Source organism: Rhodospirillales bacterium, assembly GCA_016712595.1.
GTDB lineage: Bacteria > Pseudomonadota > Alphaproteobacteria > Rhodospirillales > Defluviicoccaceae > Defluviicoccus.
The window spans coordinates 479065-497524 of record JADJQT010000001.1; the positions used below are offsets into that span (position 1 = coordinate 479065).

Below are 18460 nucleotides of genomic sequence, written 5' to 3' on the forward strand. Positions count from 1 at the left end.
TGCGATTCCCTGGATATTAGCTCGCGAGAGCCTTGCAATGTTTTGGTCAATCCGTAATATGCGGCTCCTTCGTAATCGATAAAGCATCGAAGCGGGCGTAGCTCAGGGGTAGAGCACAACCTTGCCAAGGTTGGGGTCGAGGGTTCGAATCCCTTCGCCCGCTCCAAGTTTCCTTAATGAAATCAGAGCGTTATGACAGGGCCGCCGTTTGGCGGCCCTTCGCTTTTCGCGCTTACATTTCTCAGTCGGGAAAAATGTAAACACTATGTAAGCAGTTGAGAGAAAACGCGGGGCGGTTCCAGCGTGTTTGGGCGGGCATCCTCACCTGTCGTGCTCCCAACCGCCTGCGCTTGTGGGCGCGCGTCACGCCGGAAGCCTTGAATTAGTCCCGGTCTCTATTAAGATATAGAGTGGCATGCTTTAATAGCGGGCTAAGCTAATTAAAGGATCGCTTGTGACGAACGGAGTGAACCAAAGGCTCGGGGCCTATCTCGAAACGAGCGCGGGAGGCGAGCGCGTGCGGGCCTATGTGCCTGCCCCACTGCCGCCGAATCCGCCGCTCGAACTCGGACGGTTCATGCAGGTCTACGAACGCGCCATTGCCGCGGTCGGGCGTCTCGACGGCGTGACGACGATCCTGCCCTCGACGCCTTTGTTCCTCTACATGTACGTCCGCAAGGAAGCCCTCCTGTCCTCGCAGATCGAGGGGACGCAATCGTCGCTGACGGATCTGCTGCTGTTCGAAAACCATGAGGCGCCGGCGGTCGAACTCGACGACGTGACCGAAGTCTCGAACTACGTCGCGGCGATCGAGCATGGCGTCTCCCGGATGCGGGGCGGATTTCTCCTGTCGCTCCGGCTGATCCGCGAAATGCACACCATCCTGCTCAAGTCGGGACGGGGCGCTGCAAAGCAACCGGGCGAGTTTCGCCGCTCGCAGAACTGGATCGGCGGAACCCGGCCCGGCAACGCGCTGTTCGTGCCGCCGCCGCCGAACCGGCTGGGCGAATGCCTCGATGCGCTCGAGCGCTTCCTGCACAGCGATGATGCGGCGCTGCCCCCGCTCATCCGGGCAGGCCTGGCCCACGTCCAGTTCGAGACGATCCACCCTTTTCTCGACGGCAACGGGCGCCTGGGCCGGCTGCTCATCACGCTGATCCTGTGCGAGGCGGGGGTGCTGCGCGAGCCGATCCTCTATCTCAGCCTGTTCCTGAAATCCCGGCGCGACGACTATTACCGGCTCCTGCAGGAGGTCCGCCAGGCTGGGACGTGGGAGACCTGGATGGAGTTCTTCCTGACCAGCGTCGCGGAGACCGCTGAACAAGCCTCCGCGACGGCGCGCGATCTGATCTCCATGTTCGACGCCCATCGCCAGACGATCGCCGGCCTCGGCCGCGCGGCCCCATCCGCGCTCCGCGTCCACGAATTGATGCAAGCCAGCCCGATCGTAACCATCCAGACTGTCTCCGAGAAACTCGCCGTCTCTTTCCCGACGGCCAGCACGGCGCTGGAAAATCTCGCCAAGATCGATGTGGTGCGCGAGACCACGGGACGGCAACGCGGCCGGATCTACGCCTATTCGGACTATCTGGCCTTGCTCGATCGCGGCACGGATCCCTTGCCGGCCTGACGCGCCGGGGGAAATCGAAACCATGCGCAACGTATATCGTCAGATGGAGGCGACCAGGGCGGGGAGGCAAAGTTTATAGGAGGCGTCGGCGCGTATGCAGGCCGACGATGTGAATGGCGTGGATATAGAGCTTCGTGATTTGCGTTTGGCAGTCGTGACGTCACAGCGCCGGATAACGTATACGATCTTTCGCACAAGATGAGGTGTGTGGTGTCGTCCTGGTCTGGATATGTTGGGAGTGCGAAGCGCGTGCGGCGACAGACGGAGGGAGCGACGATGAGCGAGGATGGGGAGTCGAAGGTCTTGAGCACCGTGGTTCGGATCGACGAGGAGCAGATCCGCGATCACCTGGGCAAGATCGTTCGCAGCAGCGTCGATGACACACTGAACGCATTGCTGGACGCGGCACCCTCGCGGTTATCCCGCCCAAGGCCAACCGCAAGCACTCCATCCCGTGCGACCTCGCCATGTACCGCTGGCGCCATCTCGTGGAAAATTTCTTCTGCAATCTCAAAGAGTTTCGCCGCGTCGCGACGCGCTACGACAAAACCCACACCAGCTTCAGAGCCATGATCCATCTCGCAGGCTCCTATCTGGCGCTCAGGTGAATGTCCACAGACCCTAGCGAGACTGATCTCCACAGGTCTCAGATCGTCTCGGGCAAGAGGACAATGCCCTGTCCGCCGCCAATGCACAGCATGCGACTGTCGCACTTCGCCGAGACCGTCAGATGCCTTCGCGATTGAGGAAGAGATTGACATGCTCCCCATTTTCCTGCCGGTCATAAGTTAGGTCCGGCTGGGTTTTGGTCCTTATGGGGCCGACTGGCGAACATCGATGGCGTGAGGTCGCCGAAGCTCGTACGGGGTCTGACGGTGTTGTAGTCGATCCGCCAAGCCTCGATGATCCGCCGCGCCTCGGCAAGCGAGGAGAAGGCGTGTTCATTGAGGCACTCGTCGCGCAGGCGGCCGTTGACGCTTTCCACGAAGGCGTTCTGGATCGGCTTGCCCAGCGCGATGTAGTGCCACTCCATGGCGGTCTCCTCGCAGAAGCCCAGAATGGCTCGGCTGACCAACTCGGTGCCGTTGTCCGACACGATCATGCAGGGTCGGCCGCGGCGGACGATGACCTCAGTGAGCTCGCGCACCACGCGGGCGCCGGAGAGCGAGGTGTCCACCACCGCCGCCAAGCACTCGCGGGTGAAGTTGTCGACGATGTTCAACACCCGGAAGCGCCGGCCGTCGTTCAGGGCATCGGACACGAAGTCGAGGCTCCAGCGCTGGTTCGCTCCCTGCGGGACGGCCGCCGGTGCCCTGGCGCCGAGCGCCCGCTTGCGCCCCCCGCGCCGACGCACCACGAGCCGTTCCTGCCGATAGGGGCGGTAGACCTTCTTCAGGTTCATCCTCACGCCTTCCCGCTTCAGCAGGATCGCCAGCCGCCGGTAGCCGACCGACGGCGCTCATTGGCAAGCTCCCGCAGGCGCGCGCGGACGGCCGCATCACCCGCCTCGCGCTGGTACTGGAAGCTCGATCGATCCACCCCGATCAGCCTGCAGGCCCGGCGCTCCGAGTAGCCGTGATCGTCGATCACACGCTTCACTGTCGCGAACCGCGCCGCAGGCGAGATCAGTTTTTTCCCAAGAGGTCCTTCAGCACCGCATTGTCGATCGTACGCATCCGGTGATGGCCGCCTTGTGGTGAGGCGGGATTTTGTGCGGCATTTGGCTCGGATTTGGAGCTAGCGGCAGCGCAAGATCGATGTCTTATCGTCAGGGTGAGGTACTGGGACGGGTCGAGCGGCGGCGTCGGTTCTCGCTCGGGCAGAAGCTTGCGGTTCTGGCGGAGGCGTCGGCGCCGGGAGTGGTGATCTCGGCGGTGGCGCGGCGGCATGGGCTGCTGCCGGCACAGGTGTTCAAATGGCGGCGTCTGGCGGCGCTGGTCGTGATCGACATCCCCGGTGCTTCGGAATTGCCATCGTTCGTCGCCGTCGAGGTCGCGGAAGACGCGGCCGCGAACGAGGTGGCGGCGACGGAGGCCGTCGCGGCGGGGCCTGCGGGCAGGGGCTGCGGGTGTGCCGGCGATGATGCCGCCCGCGAAGCCTGGGCAAGGTCGGTCGGGGGTGATCGAGATCGAACTCGGCGCGGGTCGCTGTGTCCGCGTGGTTGGCGATTTCGACGCCGAGGCGCTGCGGCGGGTTCTGGACGTGCTGGATCGGCGATGATTCCCGTTCCGACCGGCGCCCGGGTGTGGCTGGCGACCGGACACACCGACATGCGGCGCGGCTTCGATGGGCTGGCGCTGCAGGTGCAGGAAAGGCTGAAGCAGGACCCGCACTGTGGTCATTTGTTCGTCTTCCGCGGAAGACGCGGTGACCTTTTGAAGATCCTTTGGCACGACGGCCAGGGCCTGTGCCTGTTCGCCAAACGTCTCGAACGCGGTCGGTTTCTGTGGCCGTCGGCGGCCGATGGAACGGTGACGATCACGCCGGCGCAGCTCGCGTATCTGCTCGAGGGCATAGACTGGAGGATGCCGCGGCGAACTTGGCGTCCGATCGCCGCCGGATGAGATAACAGCTTACAAAGGTGTGCGAATCTGATTCAGTTCGGGTCGTGATGACGACGCCCGAGCCGCTGCCCGCCGACCTCGCCGAAGCGCACGCGATGATCCTCGCCGAGCGCGCAGGCCGGCTCGCTGCCGAGGCCGAGGCGGCGATCGCGAAGCAGACGAAGCGGGTTCTCGACCTGGAGATCGAGCGCCTCAAGCTGGAGATCGCCCGGCTGCGCCGGCAACGGTTCCGGCACGTCGTCCGAGCGCAGCGCCCGGCTGGAGCAGCTGGAGCTGGCGCTGACCGAGCTGCAGGAGACCGTCGCCCAGGCCGATGCCGCGGCCGAGCTGCGGGCGGCGGAGCGCAGCCCGACCCCGGCGCGCAGCGCCGCGACGCCACGCAAGCCGGCGCGCCGTGCGTTGCCGGAACACTTGCCGCGCACCCGCGTCGTGTATCCCGCGCCGGCGACGTGTCCCTGCAGCCGCTGACCGCGGCGATCGAGGCGCACGTCCGCGCCGCCGCCCGCATCCACGCCGACGAGACGCCGGTGCCGGTGCTGGCGAAGGGCAAGACGCGGGAAGGCCGGCTGTGGACCGTCGTCCGCGACGACCGGCCGTTCGGCGGTCCCCACCTGGACGGAACAGGCCCGCCGGCCGCCGTCTTCTTTTATTCGCCCGACCGCAGCGGCGTGCACGCCGAACGCTTCCTCGCGGGCTGGACCGGCATCATGCAGGCCGACGCCTTCTCCGGCTTCGGCCGGCTGTACAAGAGCGATCGCCGGCCTGGCCCGATCACCGAGGCCGGCTGTTGGGCACATGGCCGCCGCGGCTTCTTTGAGCTGGCGGAGCTGCAGCAGGGGCCGATCGCCATCGAGGCGGTCAAGCGGATCGACGCGCTGTTCGCGATCGAGCGCGAGATCAACGGCGCCTCGGCCGAGCAGCGTCTGGCCGTCCGCAACCAGCGATCCCGCCCGCTGATCCTCGACCTCGAAGCCTGGCTGCGCGACCAGAACGCGAGGCTGTCGGCGAAGTCGAAGACGGCAAAAGCCATCGACTACCTGCTGAAGCGCTGGACCGCCTTCACCCGCTTCCTCGACGACGGCAGGGTTTGCCTCTCGAACAACGCCGCGGAACGCGCGTTGCGTGGCATCGCCGTCGGCAGACGGAATTGGACCTTCGCCGGCTCCGACGAAGGCGGTCGTCGTGCCGCGGCCATGTACACCCTGATCGAGACGGCGAAGCTGAACGGCATCGATCCCCGCGCCTGGTTGGCCTCCGTCCTCGCCCGCCTTCCCGGCCACCCCACCAGCCGCATCCACGAGCTGCTGCCCTGGAACTGGCAGGCACCAGAGCCAATCAGCGCCGCCGCATAGCCGCTCACAACTGCGCCGGTCCGGCAACCCACTCCAGCCGCGGCCCTCGCCGGATGGGTACTGTCGAGCATCTGCTCGGCCAGTAGCTTCTTCAGCCGCCGATTTTCCTCCTCAAGCGTGCGGAGGCGCGCCGTCTCGGAGGCCATCATGCCACCATACCCGGCCTTCCACTTATCGCGGGTGGCGTCCGAGATCCCGTGCTTGCGGCACACGTCGCCGGTCTTCATCCCCGCCTCGTGCTCCTTCAGCACCGAAATGATCTGCTCCTCGCTGAAACGGCTGCGCCGCATGGTCCTTCTCCTGATCGAAGGACCCAACTTATCCGTGGCAGGAAGTCAGGGGAGCATGTCAACACCACCAAAATAGCGTCAGATGGGGTATTCGGCCTGCCGCCGCTTTCCCCAACCCTCGGAGAAGGCGCTGCGCTTCAGGTTGATGATAGACGTGGTGTGGATTGAAACAGCCACAGCATCAGATGGAGAAGCGCAGCATGAAGCACTATGCCGGTCTGGACGTTTCGGTCAAAGAGACCTCGGTGTGCATTGTCGACGAAGCGGGCGCGATCTGCTGCGAAGGGAAGGTGCCGAGCCATCCGGAGGATCTGGCGCGGTTACTCAGGATACAGCCTGGCGGCTTGTCCGGGTCGGTCTCGAGGCCGGACCCTTGTCGCAATGGCTGTTCAGTGGGATGGCGGAAGCCGGATTGCCGGTGGTCTGCATTGAAACCCGGCACACGAAGGCGTTCCTCAAAGCCCAGGTCAACAAGAGCGACCGCAATGACGCCCGCGGCATCGCCCAAATGATGCGTGTGCAGCTATTCCGGCCCGTGCATGTGAAGACCCTGACCAGCCAGAAGCATCGCGCCCTGCTGACGGCCCGTAAGCTGCTGCAGGAGAAATTCATCGCCATCGAGAACGACATCCGCGGCCTGCTGCGCAACTTCGGGCTCAAGGTCGGCGTCGTCGGCGTGCTCAAATTCGACCAACGGATCCGGGAGCTTGTTGAGGGCTTGCCCGACCTCGTCGAAATCATGGAACCGCTACTGGCATCCAGGAAACAGCTTCGCGAGGCGTTCATGGCACTCCACCGCAGGCTGCTCGCGATCGTTCGAGATGACGCCGTCTGCCGGCGGTTGATGACGATACCCGGCGTCGGTCCGGTCGTATCGCTGGCGTTCCGAAGCACCATCGACAGTCCAGCACGGTTCACGAGCTCAAAGGCTGTCGGCCCAGCCTGGGGTTGACGCCCGTGCTGCATCAATCGGGAGAGAGCCACCGGCTGGGTCGGATCTCGCTGTGCGGGGACGAGATGATGCGTCACCTGCTCTACGAAGCCGCTCAGGTCATGCTGACGCGAGCACAGACATGGTCGTGGCTGAAGGCCTGGGCGATGAGCATCGCCAAACGGCGCGGTCAGCAAAAGGCGATCGTCGCGCTCGCCCGCCGACTGGCGGTGATCATGCATCGCATGTGGATGGACGGCACGGAGTTCCGCTGGACCAGGGAGAGCATTCCGGCTTCTGTCTGACGGGTCTGCGAAGCCTCGTGCCAAACGAGAAGGAAACCTTGAGTTCCGCCAGCCAGCGGGCCGATGTCCCTCGCGGGACGATGGATGGGGTGAGTTCGCCTGGGCTCTTGTGCCGGTCGGCGATCAGGACGCGAGTCAGATTGTTCCACCCCATCTTCCTGATCCCATGCTGGGAAAGCCAAACGGCCGATCCCGAAGAGAAGCGCGGATCCGCGAGCGACAGCAACCGACCGAACGGCGAACCGCCTGAAAGCGCTCGACCTCAACCGGCCGAATAGAGAAGAGCCCCTTTTGCACACGTTGCGTAATCGCGGGTGGCTGCCCTCCGTGGGACACGAGGTCCGATAGTCTCGGCCTCATCTAAGCAGCCAGCGGGAGAGCAGCCAGCGGGAGAGCAGCCATGAAGCAGTATGTCGGATTGGACGTGTCGCAGAAAGAGACGGCGGTATGTGTCGTCGACCAGGACGGGAAGGTTCTGTTCGAGGGCAAGGTCCCGTCTGATCCTGGCGCACTTGCGCGGGTGATCGCCAAGCGAGCGCCTGTAGCAGAGTTGATTGGCTTCGAAACGGGCGCAATGGCGAGTTGGCTGTGGCACGAACTCAAGCGTGTCGGCCTGCCGGTCGTCTGCGTTGACGCCCGCCACGCGCATGCGGTGCTGTCCGTTCGGATGAACAAGAGCGACCCCAACGATGCACGCGGTTTTGCCGAGTTGATCCGGGTCGGCTGGTATCGCGCGGTTCGCGTCAAGAGCGACGAAAGCCAGGCGGTCCGGTCCCTACTGGTTGCCCGGTCTCGCCTGGTCAGCATCCGCCGCGACCTGGAGAACCAAGTCCGCAGCTTGCTCAAGGAGGTGGGTCTACTGTTCAGGAGGGCGATCGGGAGGCAGTTCCGCACGCGGGTGCTCGACCTTATTGACGAGAAGCACGTCTTGCGGTCGATCGGCGAAGGCCTGCTGGCGGTCCATGAAAAGGTCGTGGAGCAGCAGACCGTGCTCGACAGGCGCGTCCGCAAGGAAGCAAAGGCCGACAGGACGACCCGCCGGCTGATGAGTGTGCCAGGCGTAGGCGTGGTGACCGCCCTGGCGTTCCGCCACACCAGACGATCCCACGCGGTTTCGATCGGCCCAGACGGTCGGGGCCTATCTCGGCCTGACGCCGCGGCGAAAGCAATCGGGTGAGACGGACGTCAACGGCCGCATTTCGAAGTGGGGAGACCGGCTACTGCGAACCTGCCTGTTCGAGGCAGCGAGCGTGCTGCTGCACCGAACCCAGCGCTGGTCGGCCCTGAAAGCGTGGGGCACGCGGCTGATGAAGCGTATCGGCGCCAAGAAGGCCAAGGTCGCCGTGGCGCGCAAGATCGCCGTCATTCTGCACTGCATCTGGACCGACGGTACCGAATTCGAGTGGGGGACCGAGAAGCAGGCGGCCTGACACACGGATCCGGCCTGCGGCGTTCGCAGCGCCGGTTGTTGCCCCTGCCGGGACGGTGGTGTCGGTGACCTCGGTCAATCGGCTGAAGGCGAGTTTCTCGCACTCCGTTGCGCACGTTGAGGCACCCACCCCGAACACAATCATGAGGCTCAGACCTCGGAAAGGACCCTGACCCCGGCATGGAGACGACATCGGAGTTAACAACCATCCGCGATCGAACCGCTGAAAACAGCATCAAAACCGGATAATTGGCTCTGCCACTTCAGGGAGAAAGTTCAGCAATGAGAAGTTGACAGCCACCCGCGATTAAAGGGCCGATTGACAACCTGAGCGAAATACGCGGAAGCCTTGCGCAAGATTTCGTTCGCCTGCCGCAGCTCGCGGTTCTCGCGCTCGAGCGCCTTCAGCTTCGCGGCCATGTCGGGCGACATGCCGGCTCTCTTGCCGGCATCCACCTCGGCCTTCTTCACCCATTGATTCAGCGTCTGGCCTGTGCAGCCGATCTTCGCCGCAATCGAGCTGATCGCTGACCAGCGCGAGGGATGCTCGTGATCCGGCACCAGTCGAACTGCTCGCTCGCGCACCTCGGGGAGACGTCGTTCGTCGTCTTGCCCGTCATGGCTCCACCTTCTCAGGAGTTGGAGCCTCGACAATCCCGTAGCGCTTCACTATTGCAGGCAAGATCGGCAGGACGACACCGACGGAGACTTGCGCGCGCCTGTCGAGGCTCGTAATCAGGGGAGGGCCATGGCGAACCGCCAGTTCGGCCCCGTCGCATTGTCCCACTGTCGCGTCGTCGCACTGATGCTGCCGTTTCGAGAGGCGGGTGACCCGGCGGTCCGGCGGCGCGCGCATTCAGTCCTTCGTGGCCCGGATCTATTGTTTTTTGGGAGATCGTCATGGCGATTTTTTCGAGAATTTCAGACGTCGACCTTCCCGTCGGACTGGTGTGCGAGCCTTCGGGGCGAAACCCGGCCTTCGAGGTGGCGTTTACCGCCGACGGCGACGTGCCGTTTCCACAGGTAATTTTGAGAGCTCAAGGTCGTGAATATCTGATCAACGGTGATGCAATTCGTTCGGCTCCGGCAACGACCGAAGAGAGCAGAACGTATCTGGCGGACATCCCTTCGAATCTGTTCGGGCCTGGCGAGATCGAGATCCAGGTGGAGGGGTGCCTTAAATCCGACATTCGCTGGGCCGGTGGCGGGGACTGGGTCAAGGCGTTCTGTCGTCTGCGCATCGAAGGCGCACCGCGTCCTGCCCGCGCGTCTGCGGGACCGGATGCCTCGCAGGTCAAGCTGCACTTCGGAATTCATAAACACATGCACCAACCTTACTACAATACGACCGATCCAAATTACTGGGACGGAGAGAAGGACGGCATCTTCGGTTCGCGCGGCGGCAACTACACTGATTTCGTGCCGGCGGCAGTCTGGCAATACGCGAATGGGGACCTGGGACACGCGGGTTTGTCGACGAGCTGGAGCGGCTCTTTGATCGAACAGCTCGACCGCTGCGCTCGCGACGGACTGTGCGGAGGCCGCTTCTCGGGATGGAACAACGCCCTGCGCGGATTGGCCGACGCACGGACGGAACTCGGCAATCCCCGCTGCGATTTTACCGCCTTCGGCTTTTTCCATCCGCTCATGGCGCTCATTCCGGCGCGCAATATCGTCAGGCAGATCGAATGGCATCGCCGCTGCATCCGCGACGCCTTTGACATTGACGCCTCACGCATCCTTTTCCCGCCAGAGACCGCCTTTCATGTGCGGATGATTCCGGCGCTGATCGAGGCGGGGATCGATGCGGTGATCTACGATTCGATCCATCGTTTCCGCGCCTGCCGGGATTATCCTTACGCTGGCATCAACGAAGGTATGCTGCCTCCCAATCCGGCCGAGCAGGTGAACCCGCCGGTGGACGACTGGCTGCAGATGCAAAACATCTGGGCGGGCTCGAAGATCGCCCCCTCGCTGCTCCGCCCGGAATACGTCGAATACATCGATCCCGACGGCGCCAGCCATAAGATCATCGCCGTGCCAGCGGAGCGCTACATCGGCAACGAGGACGCCCGCGGCGGCTTCGGCGCGTTGCAGTACCCGAGCGTCATGGGCCAAGTCTATGATCAGATCGTCGCCACCGGCACCTACGATCCCAAGCATCCGCCGTTCTTCCTGCTGCACTCAGATGGTGACAATCACGGCGGTGGCGCCGACAGCTACTACCACCACAACACCGCCGGTCTGGTCGCATGGTTGCAGGAGGATCCACGCTTCGAGCTGACCGCAATCCGCGACTATCTCGACCGGTTCCCGCCGGACCCGGCACAGGCGGTGCATATCGAACCCGGCTCGTGGGCGGGCGCTGATAACGGCGATCCGCAGTTCATGAAGTGGTTCAGCCGTTACGATCAGCCCTACTCGCCGGACCTCAACTCCTGGGCCGTGCTGACCGCTTTCCAGAACGTCGTCCATTCGCTCGAAGACGCCGAGCCCGATCATCCGATGCTGCCCCATGCGGTGCGTCTCATGCTGACAGCGGAGACCAGCTGCTACTGGTATTGGACCGGCCAGACCAACTGGGACCAGCAGGTCACCAACGCCGCCAACATGGGATACGGACAACTGCGCGGGGCGATGGATGCTCTACTCGCCGCCCGCCGCGACCGCACGCCACCCACGATCTTCGCGCCCTGGGTCACGCCCGAAAACCCCGGCGGCAAGCGGTGGGGGCAGGGTTGTTTGCTCGATGCGCCGCGCGAGGGCACGGTGCATACCTTTATCTCTGATATCAGCGGCGTCGTGCGCGTAACGCTCGTGTTGCGTGCTGGCGGCAGCGAGACGCGCATCGCGATGACAGATCACGGCCCGTATCCATCGCAAACTGGCGCCGCGTTGACCTCACACTATTATACGGCGGCTTTGCCGGTCGGCGTGGGGGACGTGCGCTACTTCATCGAAGCCGAAGACACCGGTGGTGCCGTCGCCCGTAGCGCGCTCGAGCGCGTTTTCCTGGCGTAATAAACGCTGCATCGCGTCGGCCGCCGTCACAATTCGGTCGCAGGCTCTTCACCACGGCGTCATCCGCCAATCGCTAACCTACGGACTTTCCTTAATAGAACCATGGGAGAGGTCGTATGTTCATGTGGGCGACCGCGGGGGCGCTCGCCCTGATTCTCGCCAGCACTAATGCCTGGGCCCATCAATACTGCGATGACGACTCGGTACGTATCCTTCTCGCCAACGATGACGGCTACGAGGCCCCTGGTATTCAGGCGATGCGGGCGGCACTGATCGCCGCCAGCCATGATGTGACCATGGTGGCGCCGGCACAAAGCCAGAGCGGAAGCGGTGCAGCGCTGAGCCGTGGTCTTGTCAGCGTGACCAATCCGGAGGCGGGCATCTATGCGGTTGCCGGAACGCCGGCGACGACGGTTCTGCTGGGGGTGAGTTCGATTCTGGCGACACACAATCCAACCTCGTGGTCTCGGGCATCAACAACGGCGCCAACATTGGCTCGGCAGCGCCGATCTCCGGGACAGTCGGCGCGACGATTGCCGCGATCACCCAGTTCGTCGTGCCGATTCCGGCAATCGCGGTGTCGACGGACCTTGCGGGCGGATCAAGCGCCGATCCCACCCTTCCGCCAACGTCGCGCGCTTCAACGACTTCGCTGCCTTCACCGTCACCGTGATCGGACGGCTGGTCGATCAGGCGTGCGCCACCCATGCATCGCTGCTTCCGGGGCGGACGGCGCTCAACATCAACTATCCGGCGTTGTCGCCGGCTTCAGGTCGCGGGCGTAAAGATGGCCGCCCAGGGGCTCCGGCCAGCCTACCAGATCGGCTATGCGCCCATCGGCGATGGCCAGTATGTGCCGGCGATCTCCATTCCCCCGGCGGATACGACGTGCCCAAGTCTGATACCACCTTTTATCGCGCCGGCTATGTCACCATCGTGCCGATTGATGGCGACTACACCGCTGCGACCAGCGTGCGCAACCAGATGGCGGCGATGCTCGTTGGCCTCCAGCCTTAAGGTATGAGAGGCGGGCTGCCGTGGGCAGACCGTGGCTCGCGCGTCAAGGTCGTTCCGTGCGGCGTCTGCGGTCGCCCGGACCGGCGCACCGCGACGGGGGCGCGTTGCGATGACGGTATTGTGACGGACAAACGACTTCCGTTCCCTTGCGATCAGGGCTACCCATTCACGCGCCGTCGGTGAGTTGAACATCGGGTTTATCGTCAAACTGCGGAGGCGGGTATGTCAGGAGCGCACGCGAGGGCCGGCGGGCGGGCGGGCACGACAGTACGGCGACATGCCGGGGTGGTGATGCTTTTGCATTGGCTGACGGTGATTGCCATCGTTGCCAACCCAATTCTCGTCTGGGTGCGCGAAGACATCGAGGATCGGGGACTGCGCACGCTGCTGATCGATGTTCACAAGAGCATCGGCGTCACCGTGCTGGTGCTGGTGCTGTTGCGGCTCGCCGTTCGCCAAGTGGTCGATGCCGATCCGGCGCGCGACTGGTTATCGCCGCGGATGTTCCGTCTGTCGCGGATTGGCCATGCCGCGCTCTATGTCCTGCTGCTGGCAACGCCGGTATTTGGTTGGTTGACGTCGAACGCCTACGGTTATGGCGTCTCACTGTTCGGCTGGGTTGATCTGCCGTCGCTGGTCGGCAAGGACAAAGCACTCGCCGATGTGCTGGGTGAGTGCCATGAGCTTGCAAGCTTCGCGCTGCTGGGGCTTGCCGGGGCGCATGCGGTGTTGGCCATCGGCCATCACGTGCTGCTGCGTGACCCGACTCTGGTCAGCATGCTACCGTTCGGCCGTCGCCCGGCCCGGCCTGCGGCCGGCGAGTGACCAACCGGCCGTTTGCCGGTCAACCGGCGAGCGGTGCCGGCTCGAAAATGAGCGCGGTCAAGGCCGGCACGGTGAGGCGGATGGAGAACTCCCGCCCGTGCCAGGGAATGTCTTCTGCTTCGACGGCTTGTGCGCGGGCGGCGGTCGCAGCGCCGCCGAAGCGCGCAGCGTTGCTGTCGAAGATCTCATGGTAGCTTACGGGGAAGGGCACGCCGATGCGGTGATCGATCCATGAGATTGCGGAAAAATTGGCGATGAACAGCAAAGTCCGGCGAGGGTCACGAGCCTTGCGCAGAAACGCGATGACACTCTCGTCGCCGTTATCGACCTCCAGCCATTCGAAGCCAGCGGAATGGAAGTCGACCTCAAAGAGCGCCGGCTGTGATCGATAAAAGCAATTGAGGTCCTGGAAGAACCAGGTGAGTGCCCGGTTCGGCGCCTTATTCATCGCGCGCCATTCGAGGCCGTGCTGGTGGTCCCATTCGCCTTCCTGACCGAATTCACCCCCCATGAACAGCAGCTTCTTGCCCGGATGGGCATACATGTAGGTGAACAGCAAACGCAGGTTGGCGAATTTCTCCCATTCTTCACCTGGCATCTTGCCGAGAAGTGAGCGTTTCAGGTGCACGACTTCATCGTGGGAGAGCGCGAGAATGAAATTCTCGTTGAAAGCATAGACGATGCTGAAAGTGAGGCGGTGGTGGTGCCAGCGTCGATCCTCCGGCGGCACCGCCATATAGGCGAGGATGTCGTGCATCCAGCCCATGTTCCATTTGAAGCCGAAGCCGAGGCCGCCTTGGTCGGTGGGGCGTGAGACGTTGGGCCAGGAGGTCGATTCTTCGGCGATCATCAGCACACCCGGAAAACGGGCGTGCAGGATCGAATTTGTGTGCTTGAGAAATTCGATGGCCTCGAGGTTCTCCTTCCCGCCGTACTGATTTGGCACCCAGCCGCCGTAGGCTGGACGCGAATAATCGAGATAGAGCATCGAAGCCACGGCATCGACCCGCAACCCGTCAAAGTGGTAACGCTACACCCAGAAGAGCGCATTGGCGATAAGGAAGTTCTCAACCTCGTGCCGACCGTAATTGAAGATCAGGGTGCCCCAATCAGGGTGCTCTCCCTTCCTGGGGTCGGCATGTTCATAAAGATGAGTCCCGTCGAACCAGGCAAGCGCATGCGCATCCTTGGGGAAATGGCCCGGAACCCAGTCGAGGATCACGCCAATGTCGTCACGGTGACAGCGGTCGATGAAGGCCATCAGGTCCTCGGGTGAGCCAAAACGCGAACTCGGAGCGTAAAAATTAGAAACTTGATAACCCCATGACGGCTCGTAGGGGTGTTCGGCGATCGGCATCAGCTCAATGTGGGTGAAACCCATCGACTTGACGTACGGAACGAGCCTCTCCGCGATCTCACGGTAGGTCGGTGGACAATTATCGGCTCCGCGCATCCATGAACCAAGATGCACTTCGTAGATGGTCGTCGGCTCCTTCCAGGGATTGCGGGCGCGGCGTGCGTCCATCCACGCATGGTCCTGCCAGGCATAAGTGTCATCGATCCGATGAACGACGCTGGCGGTCGCGGGAGGCACTTCGGTAAAGAACGCGTAGGGGTCTGATTTCAGAAAAACATGGCCTCTGCGCGAGCGCATCTCGTATTTGTAAAGGGTGCCCTCACCGAGACCGGGAATGAAGATTTCCCATACACCGGAGAGGCCGTGGCGTTGCATCTGGGAGAGCAGACCGTTCCATGCATTGAACGGGCCGACGACGCTTACGCCGTCGGCATCCGGCGCCCAGACCGCGAAAGTGACGCCGTCGGTGCCATCGACCTGCCGCACATGGGCGCCTAATCGCTCGAAAATTCGGTAATGGTTGCCCTCGCCATACAGCCGCAGGTCCTCGGCCGTGAGCATGAAGTCAGTGAACGCGTAACTATCCGAGATCAGTTGCGAAGCGCCATCGGCCTGGAACACCCGCAGGCGATAGTCGCGGCAAGGGTGAGGAAGAATGACCTCAAATAATCCGGCGGGATCGATCTGCTGCATCACAGAGATGACGGACGGCATCTCGACGGTTTCGACGTGAACGGCGCGCGCCCCCGGTTGCAGTGTCCGGACAACACTGCCGGTCATCGGTGCCGGCAGCTCGTGCGGCCCGAGGATGGAGAACGGCGAGCGATGTCGTCCCGAGGTAATCCGCTCAATCTCGCTATGGGGCAGGCTGGGGCGGGGCGAGCGATCTTCGACAAGCAGGCGAAATCCACTGCGGTCGTGCCGCATTTCGGCGATGATCGGCGCGAACAATCGCGCGCCGTCCACATCAGTGTGAATCGCGTCGATGTGATAGCGCTCGATCCAGAACGTGGCGTTCGACAGCAGCACGCTGCGGACCTCTCCCTCGTCGAGATCGAAACGTGGTGCCCGCGTTTTGCTGGCCGACCGCTCGTAAAGCCGCGTTCCGTCGAACCAGACCAGCAGCGCGGATGGCGAGGGAAAGTCGAAAGCCTTATCAGCAAGCACGACGCCGATACCCTGTGCGTGGCAGGTACGGATGTAGGCGCGCAACACCCTCGGACGAGCGAGCGCGAACAGGCCGGCGCGCTCGCTACCGGATAAAGACAACTCGACGAAGGAGCAGCCGTCAGCGCGCGCGGACGGGATTGCCTTTACAGCGTCGTCCGCCGACAGCCCGGCGCCGGTCGCCAAGTCGGGCTCTGTGGCAAGGACGCCGCGATCACGCACGGTGGCGTTCACGCGCTCGTTGAGCCAATGCTCGTCATCCCAGCCATCTAAGGTGGCCGTAACGTCGACGATTGACGCAAAATTCGGTGCCGGTTCGGCGCGCATCGCGAACGGGTCGGATTTGAGGAACAGGGCGCCTTGCGGTGTCTTGATCTCGAATTTGTAGAGCGCTCCATCCGGTACGCCGGGGATGAACAATTCCCAGATGCCGCAATCGCTGACCCGCTGCATCGCATGGCGCCGGCCATCCCAGTCGTTGAATGTGCCGACGACGCTGACGCGCTCTGCCCCCGGCGCCCATAAGGCGAATTCGACGCCCGGGGTTCCATCGCGCAGACCCGGGCGTGCACCGAGCTTTTCAAAGAGGCGCACGTGCAGGCCGGCGGAAAAACGCCGCTCATCGTCTTGTGAAAAGCGCGGCTCGGCAAATCGGTAGGCATCGGCAACGCACAGGGGCGGCTGCTCGCCGGCGAACGTAAGGAACTGGTAGCCGGCAGCAACGCGGTCTTCAGGTAGCATCGTTTCGAACAGGCCATCGGGATGGCGTCGGCACATTTCAAACTGTGCGCCGGTGGGGCCGGGCGTCTGCAAGACGACTCGCTCAACGTGCGGCAAGAAAGCCCGAACCACCGTCGTTTCTCTGCCCGCGCCGGGATGCGGGCCGAGCACACGATGCGGAACATCATGTCGCGTCTGCACAATCCTTTCGATTTCGCTTTCTGCCAACACTGAGAGCGGTGCGAGGCGTGCACGCGCCGCCGCCGACAAAGCCGGCGAGGGCGCTGCCCGATCCGGGTGGGCGTCGCCTGCCGTTTGGCTCAAATCGATTCTTGGATCGTCAACCATTGTGTTCGCCCGGCCGTCATCGCCCCGGTGCTTGCGCGTCCACTCGTGCGTTCAATTCATACGCGCTACGCCAAACTAACGACGTCTGCTGCGTAGGGACAACCCAAGCGCATCCAAAAAATGATTGTTGTTAACAACTTGTCGCAACGTGCACAGTTGATTTCGCACTCGCAGCAAAGCTATTCGCTCTGGTGCCATCGGTCAAGGCTCCTGCACGTCGTCAGGCGTCTCGCCGGCGAATGACGAACGCGGTTGCTCTTGGCCGCTCCGGACGCCTACTGTGGTGGCGCTTCCGGGGAGTAGTCGACCTCCAGATTTTGCGAGGTGTGCGCGTCAACATGCTTGGCTTCGGCCATGGCGCGTTCGGTCAGACCGGCTTGACGAGACCGATAGCTCGAACGCGCAAAGGGAACCGGTTGCGCGTTCATGTCATGGTTGGCCCCACCAGTCTCCGCAGAGAAGACGTCGATGCACCAACTCTGGACAATATTTCTTACTGTGTTGCTCGCGGAATTGGGGGACAAGACCCAGTTCGCGACCCTGCTGTTCGCGTCGGACGGACGGCAGGATCCTCGCTGGGTGTTCGCCGCGGCAGCGGGAGCACTGGTGACCTCGACCGCGATTGCCGTCGCGTGCGGGTCGTTCGCTCAGCAATACCTTGCCGTGCTGCCACTCAAGCTCATCGCCGGCGTCTGCTTCGTGGCGATTGGATTGTGGACGATCTGGGAATACTTCGCCTCTCCCTAAATCCCGCCTTACCCGAGAGATGTTCTGTCGTGCGTTCGCGCGCAGCGCCGGTCGCGTTGTAAAGGGCGGCGGCCGACCGCCATTGCATTGCCGCAGGTGCAAAGACCTTTGGCCCTTAAAAGGAGATAAATGCACTGGATAGGTTAATTATCCTGTGATACCCTCTCTAAGTTAGAACAAAACACGAACGCTGTTGGGGCTCATCCGGCTGGCGCTTCATCGACGGAGACGGCGATGGTTGATCTGAAAAAGAGTTGGGTACGCTTTCGCAATTTACCGGACGACGTCGTTGACACGATGCCGGAACATATTCGCGCGACCTTCCTTGCCGCCCGTCAATACGACTTTGACGTCGAGTTGCTCTGTCCGCAGGTCAACGTCCCGGGTACGCGCCGCGCGAGTCGCCGCTTCGTGTTGGTGTCAGACGACGCAAGCGAGCCGGCCAGCGGTGGTCCGCTCGAATTCGACCTCGCGGCGCTCGCTGCCGATGTCTGCGCCGCGCGACGCACGTTCGTTATTTCCACGCAGCAGTCGGTTGACATCTATGCGGCGGCCTATGCTGCTGCGGTCGAAGACCTGATCAGTGGCTACGACATTTCGCTCGTCGTCGAGACGCGGCCGGCCTTCGCCGATGCCTGGATGCGCACGCTGCTGTCGCTGGGACGGGGCGGGGTCGCCGGCCCGCGGGAGACCGGCCGTGGGCCGCGCAAGACACCGTCATTGCCACGACGTGCTGAATCAAAAGCTCAGTAGAGTT

9 protein-coding genes, 1 tRNA gene and 9 pseudogenes are annotated in these 18460 nt (G+C 63.1%); 13 read left to right on the forward strand and 6 right to left on the reverse strand.

The window, feature by feature from the left end:
* The first annotated feature begins 91 nt into the window (after nt 1-91).
* From IPK66_02150 to IPK66_02160, 3 genes and pseudogenes are all read left to right on the forward strand, one after another.
* A tRNA-Gly gene (locus IPK66_02150) sits at nt 92-166 on the forward strand.
* 288 nt (nt 167-454) lie between these two features.
* Nucleotides 455-1630 (forward strand): Fic family protein, encoded by a 1176-nt coding sequence (locus IPK66_02155; GenBank protein MBK8174135.1) that lies wholly within the window; start codon nt 455-457, stop codon nt 1628-1630.
* Between the two features lie 392 nt (nt 1631-2022).
* A pseudogene (locus IPK66_02160) lies at nt 2023-2238 on the forward strand (transposase).
* A gap of 173 nt (nt 2239-2411) precedes the next feature.
* Here the strand turns inward: IPK66_02160 and IPK66_02165 are convergent.
* Nucleotides 2412-3065 (reverse strand): IS3 family transposase, encoded by a 654-nt coding sequence (locus tag IPK66_02165; protein ID MBK8174136.1) that lies wholly within the window; start codon nt 3063-3065, stop codon nt 2412-2414.
* Complete coding sequence (locus tag IPK66_02170; GenBank protein MBK8174137.1) at nt 3050-3229, reverse strand: hypothetical protein; 180 nt, start codon at nt 3227-3229, stop codon at nt 3050-3052. Before IPK66_02170 ends, IPK66_02165 begins: the two co-directional genes overlap by 16 nt.
* A gap of 158 nt (nt 3230-3387) precedes the next feature.
* Here IPK66_02170 and tnpB point away from each other — a divergent pair, with 158 nt between their 5' ends.
* Complete coding sequence (gene tnpB / locus IPK66_02175; GenBank protein ID MBK8174138.1) at nt 3388-4194, forward strand: IS66 family insertion sequence element accessory protein TnpB; 807 nt, start codon at nt 3388-3390, stop codon at nt 4192-4194.
* Nucleotides 4195-4238: 44 nt separating this feature from the next.
* Nucleotides 4239-5546: pseudogene (locus IPK66_02180) on the forward strand (IS66 family transposase).
* Nucleotides 5547-5605: 59 nt separating this feature from the next.
* On the opposite strand, the pseudogene IPK66_02185 reads toward IPK66_02180, so the two are convergent.
* Nucleotides 5606-5836 (reverse strand): annotated as a pseudogene (locus tag IPK66_02185) (transposase).
* Between the two features lie 200 nt (nt 5837-6036).
* On the opposite strand from IPK66_02185, the pseudogene IPK66_02190 reads away from it, so the two are divergent.
* Both IPK66_02190 and IPK66_02195 read left to right on the forward strand, forming a co-directional pair.
* A pseudogene (locus IPK66_02190) lies at nt 6037-7072 on the forward strand (IS110 family transposase).
* 400 nt (nt 7073-7472) lie between these two features.
* A pseudogene (locus IPK66_02195) lies at nt 7473-8502 on the forward strand (IS110 family transposase).
* A gap of 332 nt (nt 8503-8834) precedes the next feature.
* Here IPK66_02195 and IPK66_02200 read toward each other — a convergent pair.
* A pseudogene (locus tag IPK66_02200) lies at nt 8835-9137 on the reverse strand (transposase).
* A 264-nt stretch (nt 9138-9401) separates the two neighbouring features.
* On the opposite strand from IPK66_02200, the gene IPK66_02205 reads away from it, so the two are divergent.
* From IPK66_02205 to IPK66_02220, 4 genes and pseudogenes are all read left to right on the forward strand, one after another.
* Nucleotides 9402-11522 (forward strand): glycosyl hydrolase family 57, encoded by a 2121-nt coding sequence (locus tag IPK66_02205; GenBank protein ID MBK8174139.1) that lies wholly within the window; start codon nt 9402-9404, stop codon nt 11520-11522.
* A gap of 116 nt (nt 11523-11638) precedes the next feature.
* A pseudogene (locus IPK66_02210) lies at nt 11639-11971 on the forward strand (hypothetical protein).
* Between the two features lie 11 nt (nt 11972-11982).
* Entirely contained in the window at nt 11983-12195 is a 213-nt protein-coding gene (locus IPK66_02215; protein ID MBK8174140.1) for a hypothetical protein, read from the forward strand.
* Between the two features lie 566 nt (nt 12196-12761).
* Nucleotides 12762-13364: a cytochrome b gene (locus IPK66_02220; protein ID MBK8174141.1), complete on the forward strand. Its 603-nt coding sequence runs from the start codon at nt 12762-12764 to the stop codon at nt 13362-13364.
* A gap of 19 nt (nt 13365-13383) precedes the next feature.
* Here IPK66_02220 and glgB read toward each other — a convergent pair.
* Both glgB and IPK66_02230 read right to left on the reverse strand, forming a co-directional pair.
* A pseudogene (gene glgB, locus IPK66_02225) lies at nt 13384-15648 on the reverse strand (1,4-alpha-glucan branching protein GlgB).
* Nucleotides 15649-16215: 567 nt separating this feature from the next.
* A pseudogene (locus tag IPK66_02230) lies at nt 16216-16956 on the reverse strand (hypothetical protein).
* Nucleotides 16957-17424: 468 nt separating this feature from the next.
* On the opposite strand from IPK66_02230, the gene IPK66_02235 reads away from it, so the two are divergent.
* Both IPK66_02235 and IPK66_02240 read left to right on the forward strand, forming a co-directional pair.
* Nucleotides 17425-17703 carry a TMEM165/GDT1 family protein gene (locus IPK66_02235; protein MBK8174142.1) on the forward strand — a complete coding sequence of 93 codons (279 nt, stop codon included), beginning with the start codon at nt 17425-17427 and terminating at the stop codon, nt 17701-17703.
* A 234-nt stretch (nt 17704-17937) separates the two neighbouring features.
* On the forward strand, nt 17938-18456 hold the full coding sequence (locus tag IPK66_02240; GenBank protein ID MBK8174143.1) for a hypothetical protein: 519 nt from the start codon (nt 17938-17940) through the stop codon (nt 18454-18456).
* The last annotated feature ends 4 nt before the right edge of the window (nt 18457-18460 follow it).